20 protein-coding genes are annotated in these 19,987 nt (G+C 37.3%); 9 read left to right on the top strand and 11 right to left on the bottom strand.

All coding sequences use genetic code 11. The annotated features are described in order from the left end of the window. Nucleotides 1-73: 73 nt before the first annotated feature. Nucleotides 74-577: a zinc ribbon domain-containing protein gene (locus J2743_RS02205; RefSeq protein ID WP_209624930.1), complete on the top strand. Its 504-nt coding sequence runs from the start codon at nucleotides 74-76 to the stop codon at nucleotides 575-577. Between the two features lie 70 nt (nucleotides 578-647). Here the strand turns inward: J2743_RS02205 and J2743_RS02200 are convergent, their stop codons facing one another. Then, nucleotides 648-1,505: an ATP-binding cassette domain-containing protein gene (locus tag J2743_RS02200; RefSeq protein WP_209625109.1), complete on the bottom strand. Its 858-nt coding sequence runs from the start codon at nucleotides 1,503-1,505 to the stop codon at nucleotides 648-650. A 355-nt stretch (nucleotides 1,506-1,860) separates the two neighbouring features. Between J2743_RS02200 and J2743_RS02195 the strand changes: the two genes are divergently transcribed. From J2743_RS02195 to J2743_RS02175, 5 genes are all read left to right on the top strand, one after another. Next, nucleotides 1,861-3,009, top strand: coding sequence for a hypothetical protein (locus J2743_RS02195; protein ID WP_209624929.1), 1,149 nt, complete (start codon nucleotides 1,861-1,863; stop codon nucleotides 3,007-3,009). A gap of 79 nt (nucleotides 3,010-3,088) precedes the next feature. Further along, nucleotides 3,089-3,889, top strand: coding sequence for a trehalose-phosphatase (gene otsB, locus J2743_RS02190; RefSeq protein WP_209624928.1), 801 nt, complete (start codon nucleotides 3,089-3,091; stop codon nucleotides 3,887-3,889). Nucleotides 3,890-4,020: 131 nt separating this feature from the next. Further along, the gene (locus J2743_RS02185) at nucleotides 4,021-5,175 is read left to right on the top strand and encodes a nucleotidyltransferase family protein (protein ID WP_209624927.1); all 1,155 of its coding nucleotides are present in this window, start codon (nucleotides 4,021-4,023) and stop codon (nucleotides 5,173-5,175) included. 44 nt (nucleotides 5,176-5,219) lie between these two features. Then, a complete protein-coding gene (locus J2743_RS02180; protein ID WP_209624926.1) occupies nucleotides 5,220-6,518 on the top strand; it encodes a phosphomannomutase in 1,299 nt (432 codons plus the stop codon). Nucleotides 6,519-6,630: 112 nt separating this feature from the next. Next, nucleotides 6,631-8,139, top strand: coding sequence for an alpha,alpha-trehalose-phosphate synthase (UDP-forming) (locus tag J2743_RS02175; RefSeq protein WP_209624925.1), 1,509 nt, complete (start codon nucleotides 6,631-6,633; stop codon nucleotides 8,137-8,139). 47 nt (nucleotides 8,140-8,186) lie between these two features. On the opposite strand, the gene J2743_RS02170 is transcribed toward J2743_RS02175, so the two are convergent. The 5 genes from J2743_RS02170 to cbiM form a co-directional block, all read right to left on the bottom strand. Then, entirely contained in the window at nucleotides 8,187-9,326 is a 1,140-nt protein-coding gene (locus J2743_RS02170) for a GHMP family kinase ATP-binding protein (RefSeq protein WP_209624924.1), read from the bottom strand. Between the two features lie 119 nt (nucleotides 9,327-9,445). Next, nucleotides 9,446-10,972, bottom strand: coding sequence for an alpha,alpha-trehalose-phosphate synthase (UDP-forming) (locus J2743_RS02165; protein WP_209624923.1), 1,527 nt, complete (start codon nucleotides 10,970-10,972; stop codon nucleotides 9,446-9,448). A gap of 264 nt (nucleotides 10,973-11,236) precedes the next feature. Next, entirely contained in the window at nucleotides 11,237-12,025 is a 789-nt protein-coding gene (gene cbiQ / locus J2743_RS02160; RefSeq protein ID WP_209624922.1) for a cobalt ECF transporter T component CbiQ, read from the bottom strand. A 140-nt stretch (nucleotides 12,026-12,165) separates the two neighbouring features. Continuing rightward, complete coding sequence (locus J2743_RS02155; protein WP_209624921.1) at nucleotides 12,166-12,471, bottom strand: energy-coupling factor ABC transporter substrate-binding protein; 306 nt, start codon at nucleotides 12,469-12,471, stop codon at nucleotides 12,166-12,168. After that, nucleotides 12,472-13,158 carry a cobalt ECF transporter S component CbiM gene (gene cbiM / locus J2743_RS02150; RefSeq protein WP_209624920.1) on the bottom strand — a complete coding sequence of 229 codons (687 nt, stop codon included), beginning with the start codon at nucleotides 13,156-13,158 and terminating at the stop codon, nucleotides 12,472-12,474. It abuts the gene before it with no gap. Nucleotides 13,159-13,854: 696 nt separating this feature from the next. Here cbiM and J2743_RS02145 point away from each other — a divergent pair. Together J2743_RS02145 and J2743_RS02140 are read left to right on the top strand one after the other, a co-directional pair. Continuing rightward, nucleotides 13,855-14,562 carry a pseudomurein-binding repeat-containing protein gene (locus J2743_RS02145; RefSeq protein WP_209624919.1) on the top strand — a complete coding sequence of 236 codons (708 nt, stop codon included), beginning with the start codon at nucleotides 13,855-13,857 and terminating at the stop codon, nucleotides 14,560-14,562. Nucleotides 14,563-14,616: 54 nt separating this feature from the next. Then, entirely contained in the window at nucleotides 14,617-15,330 is a 714-nt protein-coding gene (locus J2743_RS02140) for a hypothetical protein (RefSeq protein WP_209624918.1), read from the top strand. A 250-nt stretch (nucleotides 15,331-15,580) separates the two neighbouring features. On the opposite strand, the gene J2743_RS02135 is transcribed toward J2743_RS02140, so the two are convergent. Together J2743_RS02135 and J2743_RS02130 are read right to left on the bottom strand one after the other, a co-directional pair. Further along, nucleotides 15,581-15,805 carry a TRAM domain-containing RNA chaperone gene (locus tag J2743_RS02135; RefSeq protein WP_209624917.1) on the bottom strand — a complete coding sequence of 75 codons (225 nt, stop codon included), beginning with the start codon at nucleotides 15,803-15,805 and terminating at the stop codon, nucleotides 15,581-15,583. Between the two features lie 109 nt (nucleotides 15,806-15,914). Continuing rightward, entirely contained in the window at nucleotides 15,915-16,139 is a 225-nt protein-coding gene (locus J2743_RS02130; RefSeq protein WP_209624916.1) for a TRAM domain-containing RNA chaperone, read from the bottom strand. 219 nt (nucleotides 16,140-16,358) lie between these two features. Here J2743_RS02130 and pyrF point away from each other — a divergent pair, with 219 nt between their 5' ends. Next, nucleotides 16,359-17,009 carry an orotidine-5'-phosphate decarboxylase gene (pyrF, locus tag J2743_RS02125; protein WP_209624915.1) on the top strand — a complete coding sequence of 217 codons (651 nt, stop codon included), beginning with the start codon at nucleotides 16,359-16,361 and terminating at the stop codon, nucleotides 17,007-17,009. Here the strand turns inward: pyrF and J2743_RS02120 are convergent. The 3 genes from J2743_RS02120 to J2743_RS02110 all read right to left on the bottom strand — a co-directional run bounded on the left by J2743_RS02120 (nucleotide 16,953) and on the right by J2743_RS02110 (nucleotide 19,660). Beyond that, a complete protein-coding gene (locus tag J2743_RS02120; protein WP_209624914.1) occupies nucleotides 16,953-17,540 on the bottom strand; it encodes a hypothetical protein in 588 nt (195 codons plus the stop codon). The two genes, pyrF and J2743_RS02120, sit on opposite strands and share 57 nt — an antisense overlap. A gap of 86 nt (nucleotides 17,541-17,626) precedes the next feature. Further along, a complete protein-coding gene (locus J2743_RS02115; RefSeq protein ID WP_209624913.1) occupies nucleotides 17,627-18,538 on the bottom strand; it encodes a deoxyhypusine synthase in 912 nt (303 codons plus the stop codon). 240 nt (nucleotides 18,539-18,778) lie between these two features. Next, nucleotides 18,779-19,660, bottom strand: a complete 882-nt coding sequence (locus J2743_RS02110) for a CBS domain-containing protein (RefSeq protein WP_209624912.1) — start codon at nucleotides 19,658-19,660, stop codon at nucleotides 18,779-18,781. Between the last annotated feature and the right edge of the window lie 327 nt (nucleotides 19,661-19,987).

Genomic DNA, 19,987 nt, shown 5'->3' with positions numbered 1-19,987 from the left:
ATTTTTTTATTTTAACTTCTTTTTTAACAAATCCGCATGGTTTTTCACTAAATCTAAATTGGAGATAAGTTGAATGGTTAAATGTAAACATTGCACCAGTGAAAATGAAGATAATGCAACCCATTGCCAAAATTGTGGGAAAAAACTCCCTAATAAGACTAAAAAAGGGATCAACAAAATCGTTTTAGTTGGAGTCGGAATACTGATACTGATGGGAGTGGTAATGGCCATGCTAATGTTTACTGGCACTTCAGGGGTTTCTGAATTTGACCAGGAACTAATTAATTCAGTTAGAAATGATGAGTCCAGTGAAAGCCTTATTGTGGAAATAAAAGAATATTCTGAGCTTAACCAGCAAGGTTCAAAAGAAGCATATGAACACATTGTTTCTGGAAACCAATCCCATGATAATTCAGCATTCAAAGAGGAAGCTAAAGTCAATTATGAAAAAGAACTTGCATATATCCAGAAAATCGAGGATCTGCAAATAAGATTTGCAAAAAGAGAAATAAATGAAGAAACATTTATCACAGAACTTAAAAAGTTATACCAGCAACAGCCAGAGCTTGATTACTAAATCCTCTTTTTTTAAATAAATCTTCATCTGATTATTATATAATTTTTTTAAAAAATATTGTAAAAATTTACTATAACGATTTATTATCCTTAATTTTATCCGTTATTTTATCTTTAGCCTCGTTTACTGTGAGGGGGTATGATCTTCCAAATGATATTTCGTCTTCTTTATGGAGCCTCTCGAAAAGGTGGGCTATGTGTGGGAGTCTCAAATTTGCATCCCTAATGGTTTGAACATCTTCAAATATTTCATGAGGACTTCCTTCTTTAATGATCTCTCCTTTACTTATAGCGTAAACTTTATGGGCATAGATAGGCACGATATCCACATCATGAGTGGCTATGACAATGGTCATACCCTCTCTGTTAAGTTCAATGAGGAGTTTCATGATCTGGAAAGCTCCCTTGGGATCCAGTCCACTGGTGGGTTCATCCAGGACCATGATCTCCGGACGCATGGCCAGGATACCTGCTATGGACACCCGTTTCTTCTGACCTCCGCTAAGGTGGTGTGGTGGTTTATCTTCATATCCTGCCATACCTACCTTCTCCAGGGATTCAGAAACTCTTTTTTGCACCTCTTCTGGATGGAGACCTATGTTTAGGGGTCCGAAAGCCACATCTTCTGAGACTGTGGGAGCGAATAACTGGTCATCAGGATTCTGGAACACCAGACCCACTTTCTGACGAACCTGCACTAACCCATTTTTATCATAATTCATGGGTTTACCATCAACCACAACTGTTCCTGAGGATGGTTTGAGTATTCCATTAAAATGGAGGAATAGAGTTGATTTACCCGCACCATTAGGACCCAAAAGGGCTATGATTTCTCCTTTAGGTGCCTGGAACTTGACCTTATTTAAGGCCAGTGTGCCATCGGGATACTGGTAACTGACATCTTTAGTTTCTATGACGTTCGTGGATATTTCCCCTTTTAATTTTTTTAAAAACGCAATGCAATCAAATGAGCAAATATGACTAAATTTTTTTTGTTAATATGGATATTTAAGAGTTTTACACATATAACCTTTGGGCTGGACTAATTAACTGGACTTTTTATTATCGTGACATTATTACCATGAAATTTCACGATATCACGAAAATTCACATCACCATAACACTTTACACCTTGAAATAAATTTTTGCCCAAAAAAAAGGTTAGTGATAAAATATAAATCAAGCCTTCACCATAAATAATAAAGGAGATACCGTTGGTATTGTTAATTTTAAAGTTTCACCAATCTCTATGATTACCATCGGATTCCCCATGTAAATTATTGGATGTTTGATAACATAAATTCAATAATGGATTTGGAAAAAAGGGTTGAAAACCTTCGTGTAACGGATGCAACCGCCTATTCTACCTTTAAACGAATTTACAGATTTGATTCTGGATTAGGATCTCAAATAATTCCTGATTCTTTTAAGGCTAAAACATTAAAATATTTTGGACGGCGTGACTCCACTGGAAAGATCATTGAATCTGCTGAGGAAACAGTAGCCAGAATTGAACATCAAAAAATAATAAATATTCACAACCAATGGACGGGTGAAAGTACTCTTTTCAATTCCCTAAGGGCTGACCGACCTGGAATTAAAGGAAAAGATCTCAAAAAAGAAAAAAAATACATTTCCAAGTTGGTCGCAGAATCAGAAAATGGATGTGATTTCTGCCAACCGGAAAAATACACTCCTGAAGATGTTTTTGGACGCCTAGTGGGAGAACATTCCATTACTGCGGCTAATCTGGCAAAATATGATGTTTGGAGCAGTTTAGTTATATTCAACAATCATAACCCACTCAAATTCACTCTGAAAGAATTATCAGATTACATAGACACAAGTTTTGCCTGGTTTGAAGCTGTAAACAATCATAGCCCTCAATTTGAATTTCCATTTTTTGTCTGGAATTGTCTGCCTCGGGCTGGAGCATCCCAGATACACGGGCACTGCCAGATCCTGATGAGTAAAGAACCATATGCAAGAGTAAAAACTCTCATGGAAACATACCAAAAATATAAAAAAGAATATGGTGCCGATTACTTCCAGGATATTTACCTAGTTCACCATTCCATGGGACTTTCTGCCCAGCATGGAGATATCAATTTTTTTGCAAGTATCACCCCCATCAAAGAAAAAGAAGTTATAATTATATCACCCAGAAACCCATCAGATGATATCATGGCGAAAGATACTATTTTCAGAGTATTAAGGTGTTTTATTGATACCCTTGGAGTTTTTAGTTTTAATCTATCCATATCTATCCCTCCTTATTATAAAAAAGGAGGTTTTCCCTACATAATTCGGATTGTGGATCGTGGAAGCCTCTTGAAGTCCACTGCAGATATGGGTGGTATGGAACTTTATGGAAGTTCAGTTGTGGCAGATGATCCATACAAAACAGTCGATGCTTTGAAAAGTGTTTTTTAACTCATATGACGAGTACCATGGTGTTAATAAGCAGAAAGGCTGTTATATTAAGTTTCTGGATGGAGTTGGAGGTTTTTATGTGACAAAATATCTTTTTAATAATCTCAAAGATCTTGAAACCTTTAAGAATGATCCTTCTACTGCTTTATTGACTGATATAGATGGAACCATTAGTGAAATAGCCCCAACACCGGAAACCGCTGTAGTAACTAATTCTGTGCGGGAAAAACTGGTTCAATTAAAGGAAAAGTTCTCATTAGTGGCGGTGATCAGTGGTAGATCTGTAAAAAACGCCAGGGAAATGGTGGGGGTTGAAGGACTCCTTTACGTTGGAAACCATGGAATGGAATTTTTAAAGGATAATCATCTCATTAGAAATCCTGAAGCAGAAAAATATCGTTTTCAAATCAAAAAAGTAGGTAAAAAGGTCAAAAATAGTGATTTATCCCATATAAATGGTTTGATATTTGAAGATAAAGGAATTTGTTATTCCATTCATTACCGACTCTCTAATCCCTCAGAAAATCCTCGGGATAAAATATTAAACTCACTCCATAATGATCCAGAATGCAGGGAACTGGAAATATCAGAGGGACGCCAGTTAGTAGAGCTTAAACCCCCTGTTAGCTGTGATAAAGGTACCATAATCAATAATATTATCGAACAATATAATTTGCAAAAAGTTATCTATTTAGGTGATGATATCACTGATTCAGATGCCTTTAATAAACTGAACGAACTGGAAAAGAAAAGAAAAATTAAGAGTGCAAGTGTTTTGGTACTCTCCAGTGAAATACCTTCCTATGTTAAGAAAGGATCATCTTTTTTTGTCAACGGAGTAGATGATGTGCTTAAATTTTTTCAATGGTTGTTAAACTAATCCAGCTATTTTTATGCATTAAAAAAGGGAAAAACAGCTTAGAATCAACTTTTCACCACCTACTATATCTACTATAAAAAATATAATTACAGTGGTATAGGCACCTATAGCGTGGCTAAGAGTGATATAATATGATAAAAGCAGTTTTGATGGCAGGAGGCAAAGGAAGTAGAATTCGCCCATTGACATTATCCAGACCAAAACCCATGATTCCTGTGGCTAACCGACCCATGATAGAATACATAGTCGAAAAAGTGAAAAAAGCAGGGTATGATGAATTAATAGTAACTTTAAGCTATTTAAAAAGCCAGATAAAAAATTTACTTGAAGAAGACTACCCTGATATGAACATACTTTATTCAGTAGAACAAAAACCATTAGGAACCGCGGGAGGGGTTAAAAAAGCAGCTAAATATATTGATGATACTTTTTTTGTTTTAAGTGGAGACGTGTTAGTTGATGTGGACTTAAATGAACTTCTACGCTTTCATAAGGAAAATAAGGCCCTTGCCACACTGGTGCTGACACCAGTTGACAATCCCAGTCATTTTGGTATCGCAGTACTGGATGATGAAAATCAGATCATTAAATTTTTAGAAAAACCATCTCCCCAGGAAGTTTTCAGTAAAATGGCCAACACTGGCACATACATCCTGGAACCAGAGATACTCGACTACATAAGTACTAAAAAAGGTGAAGTTGACTTTTCTCAGGATGTTTTCCCTCAACTAATCAAAGAACAAGCAGGGATATATGGATATGTTCTTGACGGTTATTGGAATGATGTGGGAAGGCCTAAAACATATCTTCAAGCAAATTACGATGTCCTAAACAAAAAGATTAAAACAAAACCCTATGGAAGAAAATTACCAGAAGGAGTGGGGAGACTGGGCGATATCTGGATTGGTAAAGGTGTAAAAATTGGAAACAAGGTCAGGTTAATCGGACCCGTGGTAATGGGGGATAACTGTGTTATTGAGGAAAACTGCGTGCTTGGTCAAAATACCGTTATCGGTGATAATGTGCATTTAGAAAAGAAATCAACCATAAAAGGATCGGTAATTTTCCCAGATAGTACCATAAAAGAAGATTCTTATCTAAAAGATTGTATTGTGGACTCTGATTGTGTTATTGAACGGGGAAGTTATATAGAAAAAGGGGCAATTTTAGGAAGCCATGTACACCTAGGATCCCATAGCCGGGTACGGTCAAAAAGATCCATATACAACAGTACTGTAATTTTACCTGAATCAATTGTTGACTCGGATTATCCCATTGTAACATGATCAAAATTTTTTTTGAAGCATTAAACAATTATTGAGGAAATATCATGGCAAAATATGTGCAGAACATTAGAGGCATAGTTAACACAGAGATCACCAATAAATTTGCTTCACACTTAGGCACCATAGTCGGCAATTTCATTGGTCCTGGGAAGCCAGTTGTGGTGGGCAGAGATTTTAATGTTACCTCTCAAATGATAAAAAGATCATTGACTACCGGCCTGATGGCAGCCGGTACAGATGTGGTTGATTTTGGAATTGCCCCCATACCAGTAATACATTATGGGAAGGATTTTTATAACGCCACAACAACCATCAGCATCAGCAAATCCCATCTAAGACCTGAAGATGTGGATATTAAAATATTCAGTGACCATGAAATTCCCCTGGAATCCCATCCCAAACAAGTACCATGGAACCAGATAGGAGCTTTGCAATATGTTTATGAATACAGGGATATTTATGTGAGAGCCATTCTCAAACAAGCAGCCAGCGATATCCTAAAAAATAAGGGATTTTTAGTTGTTTTGGATAAAACAAAGGATGTTGATAAACCATTCACCCCCCAGATACTGGAAAAAATTGGTTGCGAGACCGTGCAAATAGGTAGTATGGATGGTGAATCTGCCGGTGATTTCCCTCAACCGAGCCCTAAAAGGATTTCTTTAGTATCAGAACTGACAACATCAATAGGTGCGGATATGGGTATTGTGTTAGACAATGATTGTGATCGGGTTGTTTTCATTGATCACGAAGGAAACATAATTCGGGAACAAACTGTGCTGGGGATTTTTGCCAAGTATGCTCTTCAGGATAACCCTGGAGGTAACATTGTTTCATCAATAGTTGCATCTCAGTCCCTGGAAGAAATCGTAACAGATGCCGGAGGTCAACTTATAAAAACTTCAGTCAATAATGTTTTAAACGAAATAGAATCCAATAATGCAGTTTTCGGAGGGGATGAACCAGGTATGTATGTTTTCCCAGAATTCCAGACCTGTTTCGATGCCATTTATGCAGTTGTTAAAATGCTGGAAATTTTAGCCAAAGAAGACACCACATTATCTAAACTGGCAGGGAATGTAAAAGAGTATAACCGAACTGGATTCACCATAGAATGTGAACATGAGAAAAAAGATGAGGTTATCGAAACTTTTATGGATAAATTCGAATCAGGAGATAATATTAACACCATAGATGGGATTAGGGTTGATCTCGAAGAATCTTTCATATTAATCAGGCCTTCCCGATTTGAACCATTGGTAAGAGTTTATATTGAATCAAAATCTGCTTCAAAACTGCAAGAATTAACTGAAAATGTGAAAAAAATCATAGAAAATGTTTAAATTCAGAGTTAATGCTGATTTCTTCTCATTAAAAATAAGTAATGAAAATCTGGAGAAAACTGTGTACTGATAGGTAATATATGAAAAATCATTGTTATCTGAGGGTGTTAGAGTGAATTTTCCAAACCAAAAAAAAATTTTAGATTTTTTAAAGGATAAAAATTTAATTGTGGTTTCAAATAGGGGTCCAGTGGAATTTTATAAATATGACAGTAAAATAAAGATGAAAAGAGGGGCGGGTGGTCTTGTTTCTACATTACTGCCTCTGATGGAATCCTTAAACGGAGTTTGGATTGCCAGTGCAATGACTCCGGGAGATATGGAAATAGCCAAACGATTTCCAGACAACAGAGTGCCAATTCCTGAGAAGGATCCCCTTTTTTGGGTGCCATTTGTGGTGGTTGACCCGGAACAGTATGAATTTTATTACAGTACAATAAGCAATCCCCTACTCTGGTTTGTTCAGCACTACATGTGGAACAGCCCCTACACCCCTGATATTGATGATAATATACATCAAGCATGGGATGAGGGTTACACATATGTGAATAAAAAATTTGCAGAAAAAGTAGTGGCAGAAAGTAAAAGGAACAATAAAGAACCCCTCATAATGTTGCAAGATTACCATCTTTATTTATGCCCCACCTACATCCGGAAAAAAATGAAAAAAGCATTTTTAAGCCAGTTTATTCACATACCATGGCCCCAATCAGAATATTTTAGCATAATACCTGAATATATGAGGAAAGCCATTATTGAAGGATTATTATCCAACGATCTTCTTGGATTTCATATTCCCCGTTACGCCACCAATTTCCTTCAGACCTGTGAAGAATACGGTGCCCAAGTTGATTATAAAAAGGGAATTGTCTGGTACAATGGACAGGCCACTCATGTTAGAAGTTATCCAATTTCCATAGATTATGAAGGAATTAAAGAAATGGCCAGTTCAGATGAAGTTCTCAAAAAAGAGAACCTGATAAAAGAAATAAAGGAGGATTGCTTTCTTTTCTACCGGACCGACCGTGCAGATCTGAGTAAAAATATTATCCGGGGATTTCAGGCCTATGAACTCTTCTTACATAAATATCCCCAATATCAAGGTAAAGTAAAATTTTTAATCACTGGAAAACCCACCAGACAACAGATTAGAGAATACCACAACTATTATCATGATATTGAGGATGTGATTAAGGATATAAATGTTAAATACGGTACTGAGGATTGGAAACCAATAGAATTTATATTTAAAGCCGATTATAAACTGGTAGTTGCTGCTTTCAAAAATTATGATTGTATGATAGTGAATCCCATTGCAGACGGTATGAACATAGTACCCAAGGAAGCATCTGCAGTCAACCAGAAAGAGGGTGTTATAATCTTATCAGAGAAAGCAGGTTGTTTTGAGGAGCTTAAAGATAACGTGCTGGTAGTGAACCCCTTCGATATCAGTCAAACGGCTGAAGCTTATCACGATGCACTGGAAATGGATAAAAAAGAAAGATGCCAACGATTCGAGAATTTGCAGAAGATTGTGTCTCAAAGAACAATATACCACTGGATCAGTGAACAATTTGAAGATATTGAAAAATTAAAAAGTGCTGGAGAGTTTGAAACTTAACTTTCAATAGATTTTCTCTTAGTTTAATCCTAATGCTGGGTATCACTTCAATAATTTTCCGTAATTTTTGTATTGCTGATTTCATGACCCTTTGATCGTATTTTAAAGGGGATTTCACTGTAAATACCAGTAAGATCGTCACGCAATTTGTCCAATGATTCTGGGTTAGGAGAAAATAAAAGTACTCCCCCACCTCCACCAGCACCCAATGGGAAAACTGTACTGTTACAACTTTTAGCACGTTCCAGTAAGTCCCATGAACTTTCCATATAACCTTCACACAGTTTTGTCCGTATTTTACGGTATTTTTCTATGGATTCAAGGACATGGTGCCATTTTTGCAGCCTTAAACCTTCACGATACATGTATGCTAGTTTCATCTTCTGTGAATGTAATCTATATCCCTCTTCAGTCAAAAAAGAATTCATCCATGACCGGTTAACTTCTGAACTTTGACGATGCTGCCCTGAATGGAAAATAGCCATTCTTCCCTCTAAAAGCCCGTAATCATCTGGTGGTACGAGTTCGTAACGTAAAGATTCACCATAACCTGTGCCTGGATGTTCGGGTTTTCCCCAGGGGAACCAGACATAATCAGTTACTCCCCCAAAAAGAACATTGGATTGTTCCTGAGTTCCAGTAATACTTAATTCCAAGCCCTGTTCAATGCGGGAAGCCATAGATATCAGCTGAATCTTTTTAAATGGTCGTCCGGCCAATTCATTTGCAAGTATACACACACCAATTGTGGCAGTTGATGATCCTCCCAATCCTGAAGAGTGTATACCTTTGCGAAGATTTTTCAAAACAAACATAACACCCGAAAGGTTGAATATTTCAATTATTTTAAGTAACCAATTCTCACTAACTGGGACTACTTCACCTGGATGAGCAATGACTTCAGTTTCATATTCAACCGATTTCACACCGATAAGATCCGGATCAAAAGGATGAACTTCAATTTTAGTTCCAGTGTTTATGGTTATTCCCACAGTTCTTGGAAGGTTCTGGGTCCATTTCCAGGCAGGATCATCGTCATCTGGGATGTGAGGCAGCCTCCAAAAAGCCTGCTGAAATTTGTCTAAATCTAAACTAGAGCCTGGACCATCAATTCTGTTATATGCAATAACTTTAGGTAAAGCTTTCTTTTTTTCGGCAGTTTTTAAGAAGTCATTGAGTTGAACCAAAACTAAACACTGTCCTTTTCATGGTTACCAACGGAAATTTATAATCTGATTTTATATGTTCCATTTGTATCTCCCATGGAAATATTCATTTTTATTTATCCAACATCCATTGATTCTATTTAGTTCATACGAACCGCTTCTTCACCATCTTCTGATCTGATTTCCTGTCTATCGTAGATTACTGCTTCGATATCCCTTAATTGATCAGATACCCATTTATTCAGGTCATTGCGCCCAATAGCTGCCTTTGCCTCGTTGAGCAAGAGAGATTTGGATTTATCATCCATTAACAGTGCCATGTCCAGTGATTCTGCAGTTTGTCTTATATCATAGGGATTTATGCAGATTGCTCCATCTTTTAATTCTTCATAACATCCTGCCCCTGTTGAAAGAACCAACACACCATTATTTTCGTTTAAGATGCTTCCTTCTTTGGCCACAATGTTCATACCATCCAATATAGGGTTAACCAATAGAACGTTGTATCGTTTCAGGAGGGCAACCACTAAATCATAATCTCCCCTGCAAATATATTTGATGGGCTCCCAATCTGTAGTGGCGTATTTCTGGTTGATGGTTTCAACTATATCCTTTATGTTATCAGTGTATTCTCTGTAGATCTTTATATCCTGTCTTGATGGCATTAAAGTTGCCACAAACTTAACTTTCCCTCGCCATTCTGGATATTTATCTAGGAACATGTCGTATGCCTGGAATCCTCGGATGATATTCTTAGATAAGTCTGTTCTGTCTGTTCTGTAGATTAATTTGCAGTTTCCTACTATTTCATCAACTTCTCTCATTTTACTCATGACATTGGAGTTTTTCCCATGCTTCTGGAGTGTTTTTATGTCAATGCTGATGGGGTAGGTTCTTACATGGCAGATCTGTCCATTGTATAAAATGTCTCCTGAAACATGATCCACTGAAGCCGTGGGTAGGATCTGTTTAACTGTTCGCAGGAAATTATCCATGTAACGTCGAATATGAAATCCCAGGATGTTGTTGGTTAGCACACTTTCCAGGATCTCCACTTGCATATGGTTAGGTAACTGCTGGAATATTTCCGGTGAAGGGAAGGGTATATGGACAAACTGGCTCATTAAAACATCGGGATGCTGTTTTCTTATCAGTTTAGGTGTAAGATAAATATGATAATCCTGCAACATTACTATGGGGGTTTTTGCTGATTTAGAAACATCTTCACTTATGGCTTCTGCGAACCGGGAGTTCACATATTTGTATGAATCCCATGCTTGATGCATTTCGTCATCTGCACATGGTGAGTATGGGGAATTCCACATGGAATGATGAATAAACCACAATAGTGGATTTGCAAATTTGCCATTGAAATTGTTATAAACATCTTCTTCTGTTTTGATAAATTGAACATAATATTCAGGGTTTTTTAGGGGTATAGGTACTTTGCCATGATACCTGTTGTTCATATAATGGTCACATTCTCCTATTGCAGAAGAAACCCATGTTCCATGCGTTTTTTGAAGGAAGGGTATCATTGATCCCACTATTCCTCCTGCACCCCTTATCAATTCAATTTCATCACAAGATTCATCTGGTTTGAATACCACTGGTCCCCGGTTAGAGGCTACGATTATTTCTTTGTCCTGTAGAAATTCAGAGTTCATTTTAGTGTCTCCTGTAATCATTGGTTAGGGGATATTAAATTAGAAACCAATTGAACAGAAGACAACAGCTAAAACTATGTGTGGTACCTTCAATTGGAACTATATTTATCCCTTATTTTTATAATAGTGGTTTTATCATCCCCTATTTAAAGATTTACCCTATTATTAACTATTTTAAAAAAATGGACATTGAAAAAAAAATCTTAAAAATTAGATGCATAAAGGGTTGGAAAATCTGCTAGTTTTTTCAGCAATCAGATTATTTCAAAAGATTCTGAAACTTCCAGTAAGGTATACGCCCACCAGTAGGAGTGCTTCGAAGCTGATGAACAGACATAAATTGCGTGCTCCAATACTTTTCAAGCTTGTTGGTTCTTTCAATGTCTTTATAGAACCATTATAACATCGGGATTGCATGGCCAGATATGATTTTTCACCCTTATACCATGTTCTGATAAACAGGTTGCTGGTTAACATGCCCATGGATTTGAAGCTTTTTTTAAGGGATATATAACCTAAACGTGTTTCCTGGGCATGGTACATGTTCATTGCCTCATCTAAAAATACGAATATGTAACGGTACATGAGCATTGCTATTTCCAGGACTATCTGGGGGATCTTTAAACGTTCCAGTTCACTGAAAAGTTCAGTCATGGGAATGGTCAATGCCAGAAAGGCCAAACAGGTGAAACCACCCATTATCCTTGCAAAAACCAGCAAACCTCGGTTAAAACCATCAACAGTCACTGCCAGGTTGAATATTCCCAGTTCCAGAATGTGTTGTCCCACCCCAAAAAAAATAGACATGAATACGAAAGTTATAATTGCAAAAATGAAAGGAATGAATAGAAATTTCAGGTAGAACTTCCAGGGGATTTTAGCCAGGAAGATGATCAAAAACGACATCACTAAAGTTATTATCAGGGGTACAACTGGAGAAGTGGATATCAAACTCACCAACATGGTTGAAATTCCAAACAAAACCTTGAACAAAGTGTTTGTGTTTTTCAAACCATTGTTGTGAGCATAGTTATCCAATGTGTTTTCAAACATGTTTTTGTTACCAGCTGATTTTTGTACCCCAATAACTTTTACTTTCTAAATATTCAACTTTCCTTTATTTTAAATTTTACTTAATGTTTCTTATTGAATATTTAGTTTTTCATTTTTCCTGAAGTAGTTCACGCATCAATTTATTCTTTTTGTTGTTTGCGTCTTTCTTTGGCCTGGCCATTGTAATATCCAAAGACGTATCCTATTATTATGGCTCCAATGGCTGCCTGAAGGGCAAAAAGTAAACTTTCAATTTCACCACTAGGCGGTTCCCAGATAGAGCTGAACCATGGTTCATATCCAGTTTCTTCCACTGCTTCACCAGCTGCACCATCAGCCCCACCAAAGTAGCCCTCATCTTCACCCATACCACTGTACATGGCCAGGGGAAGAATGGCAATGATGGCCACCAGGGCAAGTATGACAATGTAGTATTTACTATCCATCTATACCACCGCCTGTACTTTTTCTTTCACTTTAGGGGGGATGACTTTCAAGCTTTCCAGGATGTCTGGTTTCAGTTTCATGATGTAATCAAATATTACCACAGTTAACAGTCCTTCGGCAATGGCCAGAGGTATCTGGGTAATTGCGAATATATACATGAAATTGTTGAAAGCTACAGCAAAGCTGGGTACTGGGAATGCCAGGGATAACTGGATGGCAGTGGTTACGTAGGTCATGAGGTCAGCTAAAGCAGCTGCAAAGAATACACCTAATAGTGTGTGTCCTCCTGCCTTTTGAAAACCTTTGTAAACCAACCAAGCTACCACAGGACCTACAATTCCCATGGAAAATGTGTTAGCTCCCAGAGTGGTTAGTCCACCGTGTGCTAAAAGCAAAGCCTGGAAAATCAGGACAATGAATCCCAGAACACTGGCCACAGCCGGTCCAAAGAGCACTGCACCCAAACCAGTACCAGTAGGATGAGAACAGCTACCTGTAACTGAAGGTAGTTTTAATGATGATAGAACAAAAACGAATGCTCCTGAAACTGCCAATAACGGTTTTGATTCAGGATTCTCATCAGTTATCTTTTTTAACTGTATAATACCGTAAGCTACCACAGGCAAGGCTATAATATACCAGAATAAACACCATTGCCATGGCAAGAAACCTTCCATAATATGCATTTTAATCCTCCTTTATTCTTTAATAGAGTTAAAAACTCTTTTTTTAGAGATTTTCCAATAAATGACATAATTGGAAGTATTTTTCCCTTTGAAATAATTGAATACTCATATTACACGACTCAAAAGTCATACATTTCCATCATGTCATCTCTGGTTACAATTCCATTTAGAAGAAGGACCTTATAAACTTTTCACTTTTACTTTAAAAAAAATCATCTAAAATTGATATCTTTTGGGTTATCCGTAATAAAAATAATCCCAAGATTTTATACATGATAAATTATCCTAAAAAGGCCAGTTAATCCAACAATTCATCCCACACTAATACATCAATTCTCAACAGAGTATTTGCTGCCATTAAATAAAGTAGGGCAAAGTATTATAAAAAAATATTTAAAAAAAAAATGAGGTGATTATATAAAATTAATTAAGGGGGGGGGGCGTGTAGTGTTATAAAACACCACACAATAACTAAATTCACTGTCATAACTTAAATGAATTTTCCCAAATTTATACCAATTTAAACCAAAATTGTGTATAAACAGATAATATCCTATGAACAGAACTATAATAGTAATTACATACTAAAACAATTAATAGAATATAAAAAGGAATTCAACTTAGAAAAAAAATTGTAGTATAACACAAATAAAGGGGAGTAACAGATCCATCACCATAAATTGGGGGGTTTTGATTATGAAATGTGAAAAATGTGGACATAACAACAAATTAGATGCCACCTACTGCGAAAAATGTGGTGCTAAACTAAAGGCAACCACGTCCTTTGGCAAATCTCAACGTTCGAAAACAAAAAAAGGCATGAGCACAGGAAACAAGGTTTTGATAGCTGTAATAGTAATATTAGTTGTAGTATTAGCTGTTTTTGTTGGATATCTCTTAACCGCACCCAGCTCCACAGGAACAGATAGTAACTCAAACACTAACACTGGCACCACTGAGAATCCCGTGTCACTGAGCAATGGATTCCCAGTTTCTGAACTTCCACAACTTGCCGAGGCAGTAACATACGCAGGAACAGACTTTAACAGCATTGAATACTCTGGAGTTAACCTTGACAAAAACCAGTGCCTCTACATTCTTTCAAGGGGAATTATAATGGTGAACAATGGAGAAACAGGTAACATCCCCATTGGTCAGTATGGAGATGCTGAAAATCCATACGGAACAGTCACATCCACCACCATCACCAAAGCAGAATATTTGGATATGGCACAGCGAACCTACACTTGGATGGACAATAATGGACAATCTCCTAACTATATAGGAATAAAAGTATCAGGACAACCCGATTTATCCCCCAATACTTTATTAACCCTGTATTCAAAGGCTTTAACCCAGTATGGATCCACTGGCGAGTTACCAACAAGTGTAACCATCGTTTAAGAGAGTGACTATAGCTCCAGTTATGAGATAATTTCCAGTTACGAGGTCCAAAAGATGGGAAAAAATGCTAAACTAGTGATTATTCTAGTGATTATTTTTTGTGTCAGTGTTTTTTCCTCATTTACTTTTTTTAAAATATTTCAATCAACTGAAAATGGCACCTCCACATTCAGCAGTTTTGTCCTGGGAAAAACTGAATATGGTTACGTCATCCGTGACGGACCATATGGAAATGCCAACTCCCCCCACAGAGTAGCCTACATAGTTGGTGTGCATCCCCTGGAATACCAATCACACAACGCCATCGTAGAATCAGTGATAAACCAGAATGAATCCCTTAAAAATTGTTACTACATTTATCGGGTTAATGTCACCCAGAATGCAGAGGATTACAATAAAGGCAGGAATAATGGCCAATTATTAGCCAACCAATATGTGGTTCCGGATATTAAGAACATATCCATGGATTTAGTGATTGATGTGCACTCCAATGAAGATAATGGAGGTTACCAGTACACACGATTCCTTTACATACCCACAAAATCTGAAAAAGCCGAAAATGCCGCTCTTCAGATAAAATCTCAGGCTAACTGGCTGGTTATATATTCTCCTCCGTCACCAACCAGTCCTGCTTATGTCACAATTCCACTGATAGACGCAGGGATCCCCTCGATCATATACGAAACCTACACCTATGAATCCTACAATCAGACTCTAAAACAAGCCGAAGAAATCGTTTCAGTGGTTGATAACTTAAACCTGAACTAGAAAAACAGGGAATGATTATAAAAAGGAGTATAAATCTCAAAAAGGGTTGTAAATCTATAATGGTTGTAAATCTATAAAAATGACTATGAATCTCAAAAAGAGTTATAAATCGATAAAAAATGGTTGTAAATTTCCAGATATAAAAAAACGATTGAATAAATTCTCATGATTGATGAATTTAAAAAAGGATCCAAAGGGAATAAAAATAGGATTTTTACCCCTTTTTAGTTTTTGAAGATTTGATTTTTATTTATTCTACAACTTCTGCAAAGGCAAAGTTCCTTCGTACAGAGTTGACTTTGATTTTGACTTCGTCACCGACTTTAGCTCCGGAAACAAAGACAACAAAACCTTCAACACGAGCTATGCCGTCGCCATCTCTTCCAGTATCTTCAATTTTAACATCATATTCGTCCCCTTCATTAATAGGGGCAGAATTTTCTCTTTCATCTCTACCGTAACTATTTCCAAACATTTATATTCACTTCCAAAATTGCCATTAGAAATGGCTTTAAATTTAATAATTCTTAAAAAATAATAAAAATGAGTTTTATTTCTTTCAAGAATGATTCTTCATGTCACATTTATTCTACTATATCTGCAAAACCGAAATTCCTTCGGACAGAGTTGATTCTGATTTTGACTTCGTCACCGACTTTAGCCCCGGAAACAAAGACAACAAAACCTTCTACACGAGCTATGCCGTCACCATCCCTACCTAAATCTTCAATTTTAACATCAAATTCGTCCCCTTCATTAATAGGAGAAGAATTTTCTCTTTCATCTCTACCGTAACTATTTCCAAACATTTATATTCACTTCCAAAATTGCCATTAGAAATGGCTGAGTTAATATTGGTGTGGTTGCTTATAAAGGTATGCTAAATTCTCAGCCTATTTTGACTAATTTTTGGGATTTATTATTGTAATAAGTGTAAATATTTGATATTAACTTCAATGAAATTTTTTAACTGAATGATTTGGGATTTAATAAAAAATCATTTAAAGATCAAAAATCTAATTACTTCCATGGAGGTTAAACACAATATCATCCTGGCACTGGATGTTTCCAGTATTGCTGAGGCCATGGCATTAATGGATAAAATTTCTGATTTTCTGGATACTGTTAAAATAGGTTATCCCCTTGTTTTGGCTGAGGGACTGGAATCTGTGAGTAAGATTAAGGAAGAATATGGTTCTAAGATCATCTGTGACTTTAAAGTGGCAGATATACCTGCAACCAATCAGAAGATTGCTGATGTTACTTTCAAATCTGGTGCAGATGCACTCATTGTCCATGGATTTGTGGGATCAGATAGTGTGAAAAGTTGCCTTGAATCCGCCCAAAAACATGGAAAAGAAATATTCCTTCTGACTGAAATGTCCCATCCTGGTGCTACAAATTTCCTGCAGCCAGTATCCATGAATATAGCCAGCATGGGTGTGGAACTGGGCATCAAAAACTATGTAGGTCCTTCCACGCGCCTGGATCGGTTGAAGATGATAAGGGATATTGTGGGAGAAGAATCATTCATCATATCTCCAGGTGTGGGTGTGCAGGGAGGTAATCCCCGGGAAACACTTCAGTTTGCTGATGCACTTATTGTTGGTCGCAGCATATACCTAGCTGAAGACCCGGTAGATGCCCTGCAGTCCATGATAGATTCTATCAAACTTTAACCCGGCAAGTTCATAGGCCAGATCAAATAACATGAAATAAATAAAAGTTACTGGCTGGAAAAAATTCAAACCAGGAATTTGAGATGTTAATGGGAGGCCTCCTAAAATAGATAGGATCAACACTGTGATTTTCAGGGCGCAGCGATAGTTGAAGAATGTTTCTAGTATTTTTTTCCCTTCAAAACTTTCCCTATCATTTCCCACTTCATCCAGCCATGCTGCCAGGGTGCATATTGCCAGAGTGATAATTCCAATGGTAGGTATGCCCCATATAAACAGGATGACCAGAAACACAATTAAAGTTACCATATGACCTATTTTATCCACTTTGGCTGATAATACAGTTCCCAGGAGTATGGCCAGGAAAATGGTGGCTGCATCAGAGAAATTCACTGCCAAATATCCTATTCCTGCAACACAGAGTAATCCACTGGCAACGCCCAGTAAGGTGTTATCTTTCTGGTCAAGGGCATCATCAGAGAATTTCATGAAAAATCCGGATAAAGCATATAAAACTGCCTCTAAGAACATAAACTGTTAAACCCCTTAAATTTAAAACTTCTAGAATTTTACAACCACTTATATCTTCAAAATAATTTAATCGCTCTTAAAATAATTTAATCATCCTTATTTATTGATTCCATGGCCCCTGCTACCATCAGGGGGAATATTATGGTTGCATCTCCAATAACTGTAACCAATCTGGATCCGCACTTGGCTTTGGCCCATGATTTGGCTTCTTCCAGGGGTGCTCCACCTAAGCTGCCGGCTTCACTGCGATCCATGGTAACCTGGATAGCTGCATCTACTCCTCCAGTTAGTATGTTGGAGGCCAGGGCATAATGTTTGGGTAATCCTCCTCCCAGTATTACGGTGGCTACCTTCTGGGAGCCATATACAATGTCTGAGAGTTCGTGCATGTCTCCGGCTGCATCCAGGGTTAACTGGTTTTCTTGGGTGAACATCCAGAGTTGCAATCCCATCATACTGTCAATTAGTCCAGGGGCATATATAGGGACGCCTCTTTCTGCTGCAGTGTGGAGTATGGAATTATTATCATCAATTAGGTGGCCTATCTGGGTTAGAAAATCTCGAATATTGATTTTATTGTTTTTTTCTGCTATTTGGCCCATTATCATGTTTATTTTGGATTCAAACACTTCAAAATCTTCTGATTTAGTGTAGATATCTCCTATCCGTCCCATTCCCATCTGACAGAGTTTTTCATCATCATGGTGTTGGTCACGGTAGTGTGCACCTCCAAATGCCTCTAGTAAGTCATGGGTGAGGTTGGCCCCACTGGTTATAAGGACGTCTACGTATCCAGCATCAATCAGATCATGGATGACTTTTCTGAGACCTCCTGGAACCATGGGTCCGGCTACACTTAGAAATACTGTGGTTTCATCATCCTGTATTACTTCTTCCAGGAGTTTAGTGGCCCTGTATATTCTACCTGCTCCCAGTACTCCGCTTTTTCCCATTTCCTCTATTAACTGGAGGGTGGTCATTTTAGGGCCTATGTTCATGTGTTGGATTTTCAGTTTTTCATACTTCCTTTAGGTTAAAAGTAGATCTAATAGGTATTAGAACTGTTATTGTAAAAATTACAGTAGCATACTGTAAAAGTAGTGTACTGTAAATAATTTCAGTTAAAAAGTATTGGTTTAGTTTAGTTTATGTGCTGGATTTATTTAAAATTAGGTTTTTTTTATAGATTCATATTTGAATTTTGCAGATCTCGATCTGCAATGAATCTTCACTGATCTCTATTTGAGGCCAGCGATTTTGTCGAGAAGATCAGTTCGGGTGACAATTCCTTTGGCTTTTCCTTCCTTATCCACCGCTATCAGGCGGCCGATGTGTTTTTTGTTCATGAGTTCAATGGCATCGGCGATCATCACGTCTTCGTGTATGGTGACGATGTTTTTGCTCATGATGTCCAGTACTGTCAGTTCTTCCCGTGATTCTGCCAGGGATTTGCTGATGTCGTATAGGGTTACCATTCCCCTGACTTCGTCATCATCCATCACTGGTGCTCCTTCAATTCCATTGGAAGATAGTACTCTTGCTGCATCTCTGATGGTGCTGAGTCCGTCCAGTGTTATGAGATCCGTTGTGGCCACGTCTATTACTCTTTTTTTGGGGATGCTGCGGATTCCAGTAGTGTCCAGGAGTATGATATTGTCCATGTCATCACGGCCAACTACCACGCCGTCGATTACCAGTTTGTTAACTGGAGTTGGTCCCACTCGTATTTTATCTCCCAAGTCCAGGGTTTTAATGTTTCCCACGGCTTTGATGGCTGCTTCACATTCTCCAGGATGGGGTATGCTGGTGAATTCGATTTTGGCCACTGTGATATCATTTAAACGTTTTCCCTTTTTGAATACTGGCACAAAAGCCTCTTTGTCAGTGTCCTGAATATTTAGGGTATGGTAAGCTTCAATAGTTGGCTTATATCCTCCTCTGGGTCCTGGAACTCCTTTAACAAGACCTAAACTACGTAGGGATTGCATTTGATTACGGATGGTTCCGGGGTTGCGGTTCATCATTTCTGCTATTTCTTCCCCTTTAATGGACATACCTTCCGCGTTGCGGTACAAATTTATGAGACTCTGTAGTATTTCTTTCTGGACCGATGTGAGCATGACAATCACCCTATGTTAAACATGAATACATTATATGGTATTAGTTGTAATTTACCATTATTTATAATTATCATTATCTGTCATTTGTGATAATATATATAGTTTTGGTATTACTCCTTATTTTTTAGTATATCCCTAAGATATTACTTAGTCTAAGTTAAAAAATCGGGATTTTTTAGTTGAATTATGGGGAAGAAAAAATAAAAAGTTAGGGAAAGATTAACTTTTAGTCTGTTTGGTTTTTAAGCGATAAACTTCAAACCTTGTTGAACTATTTTTTCAATTATTCGTAATCTTTTAATATAACATTTTCTTATCTAATTATGA

This window comes from Methanobacterium petrolearium, from assembly GCF_017873625.1.
Taxonomy (GTDB): Archaea; Methanobacteriota; Methanobacteria; order Methanobacteriales; family Methanobacteriaceae; genus Methanobacterium; species Methanobacterium petrolearium.
The sequence above is the reverse complement of the archived record's forward strand: the minus strand, read 5'-3'. Positions and strand labels throughout refer to the sequence as shown.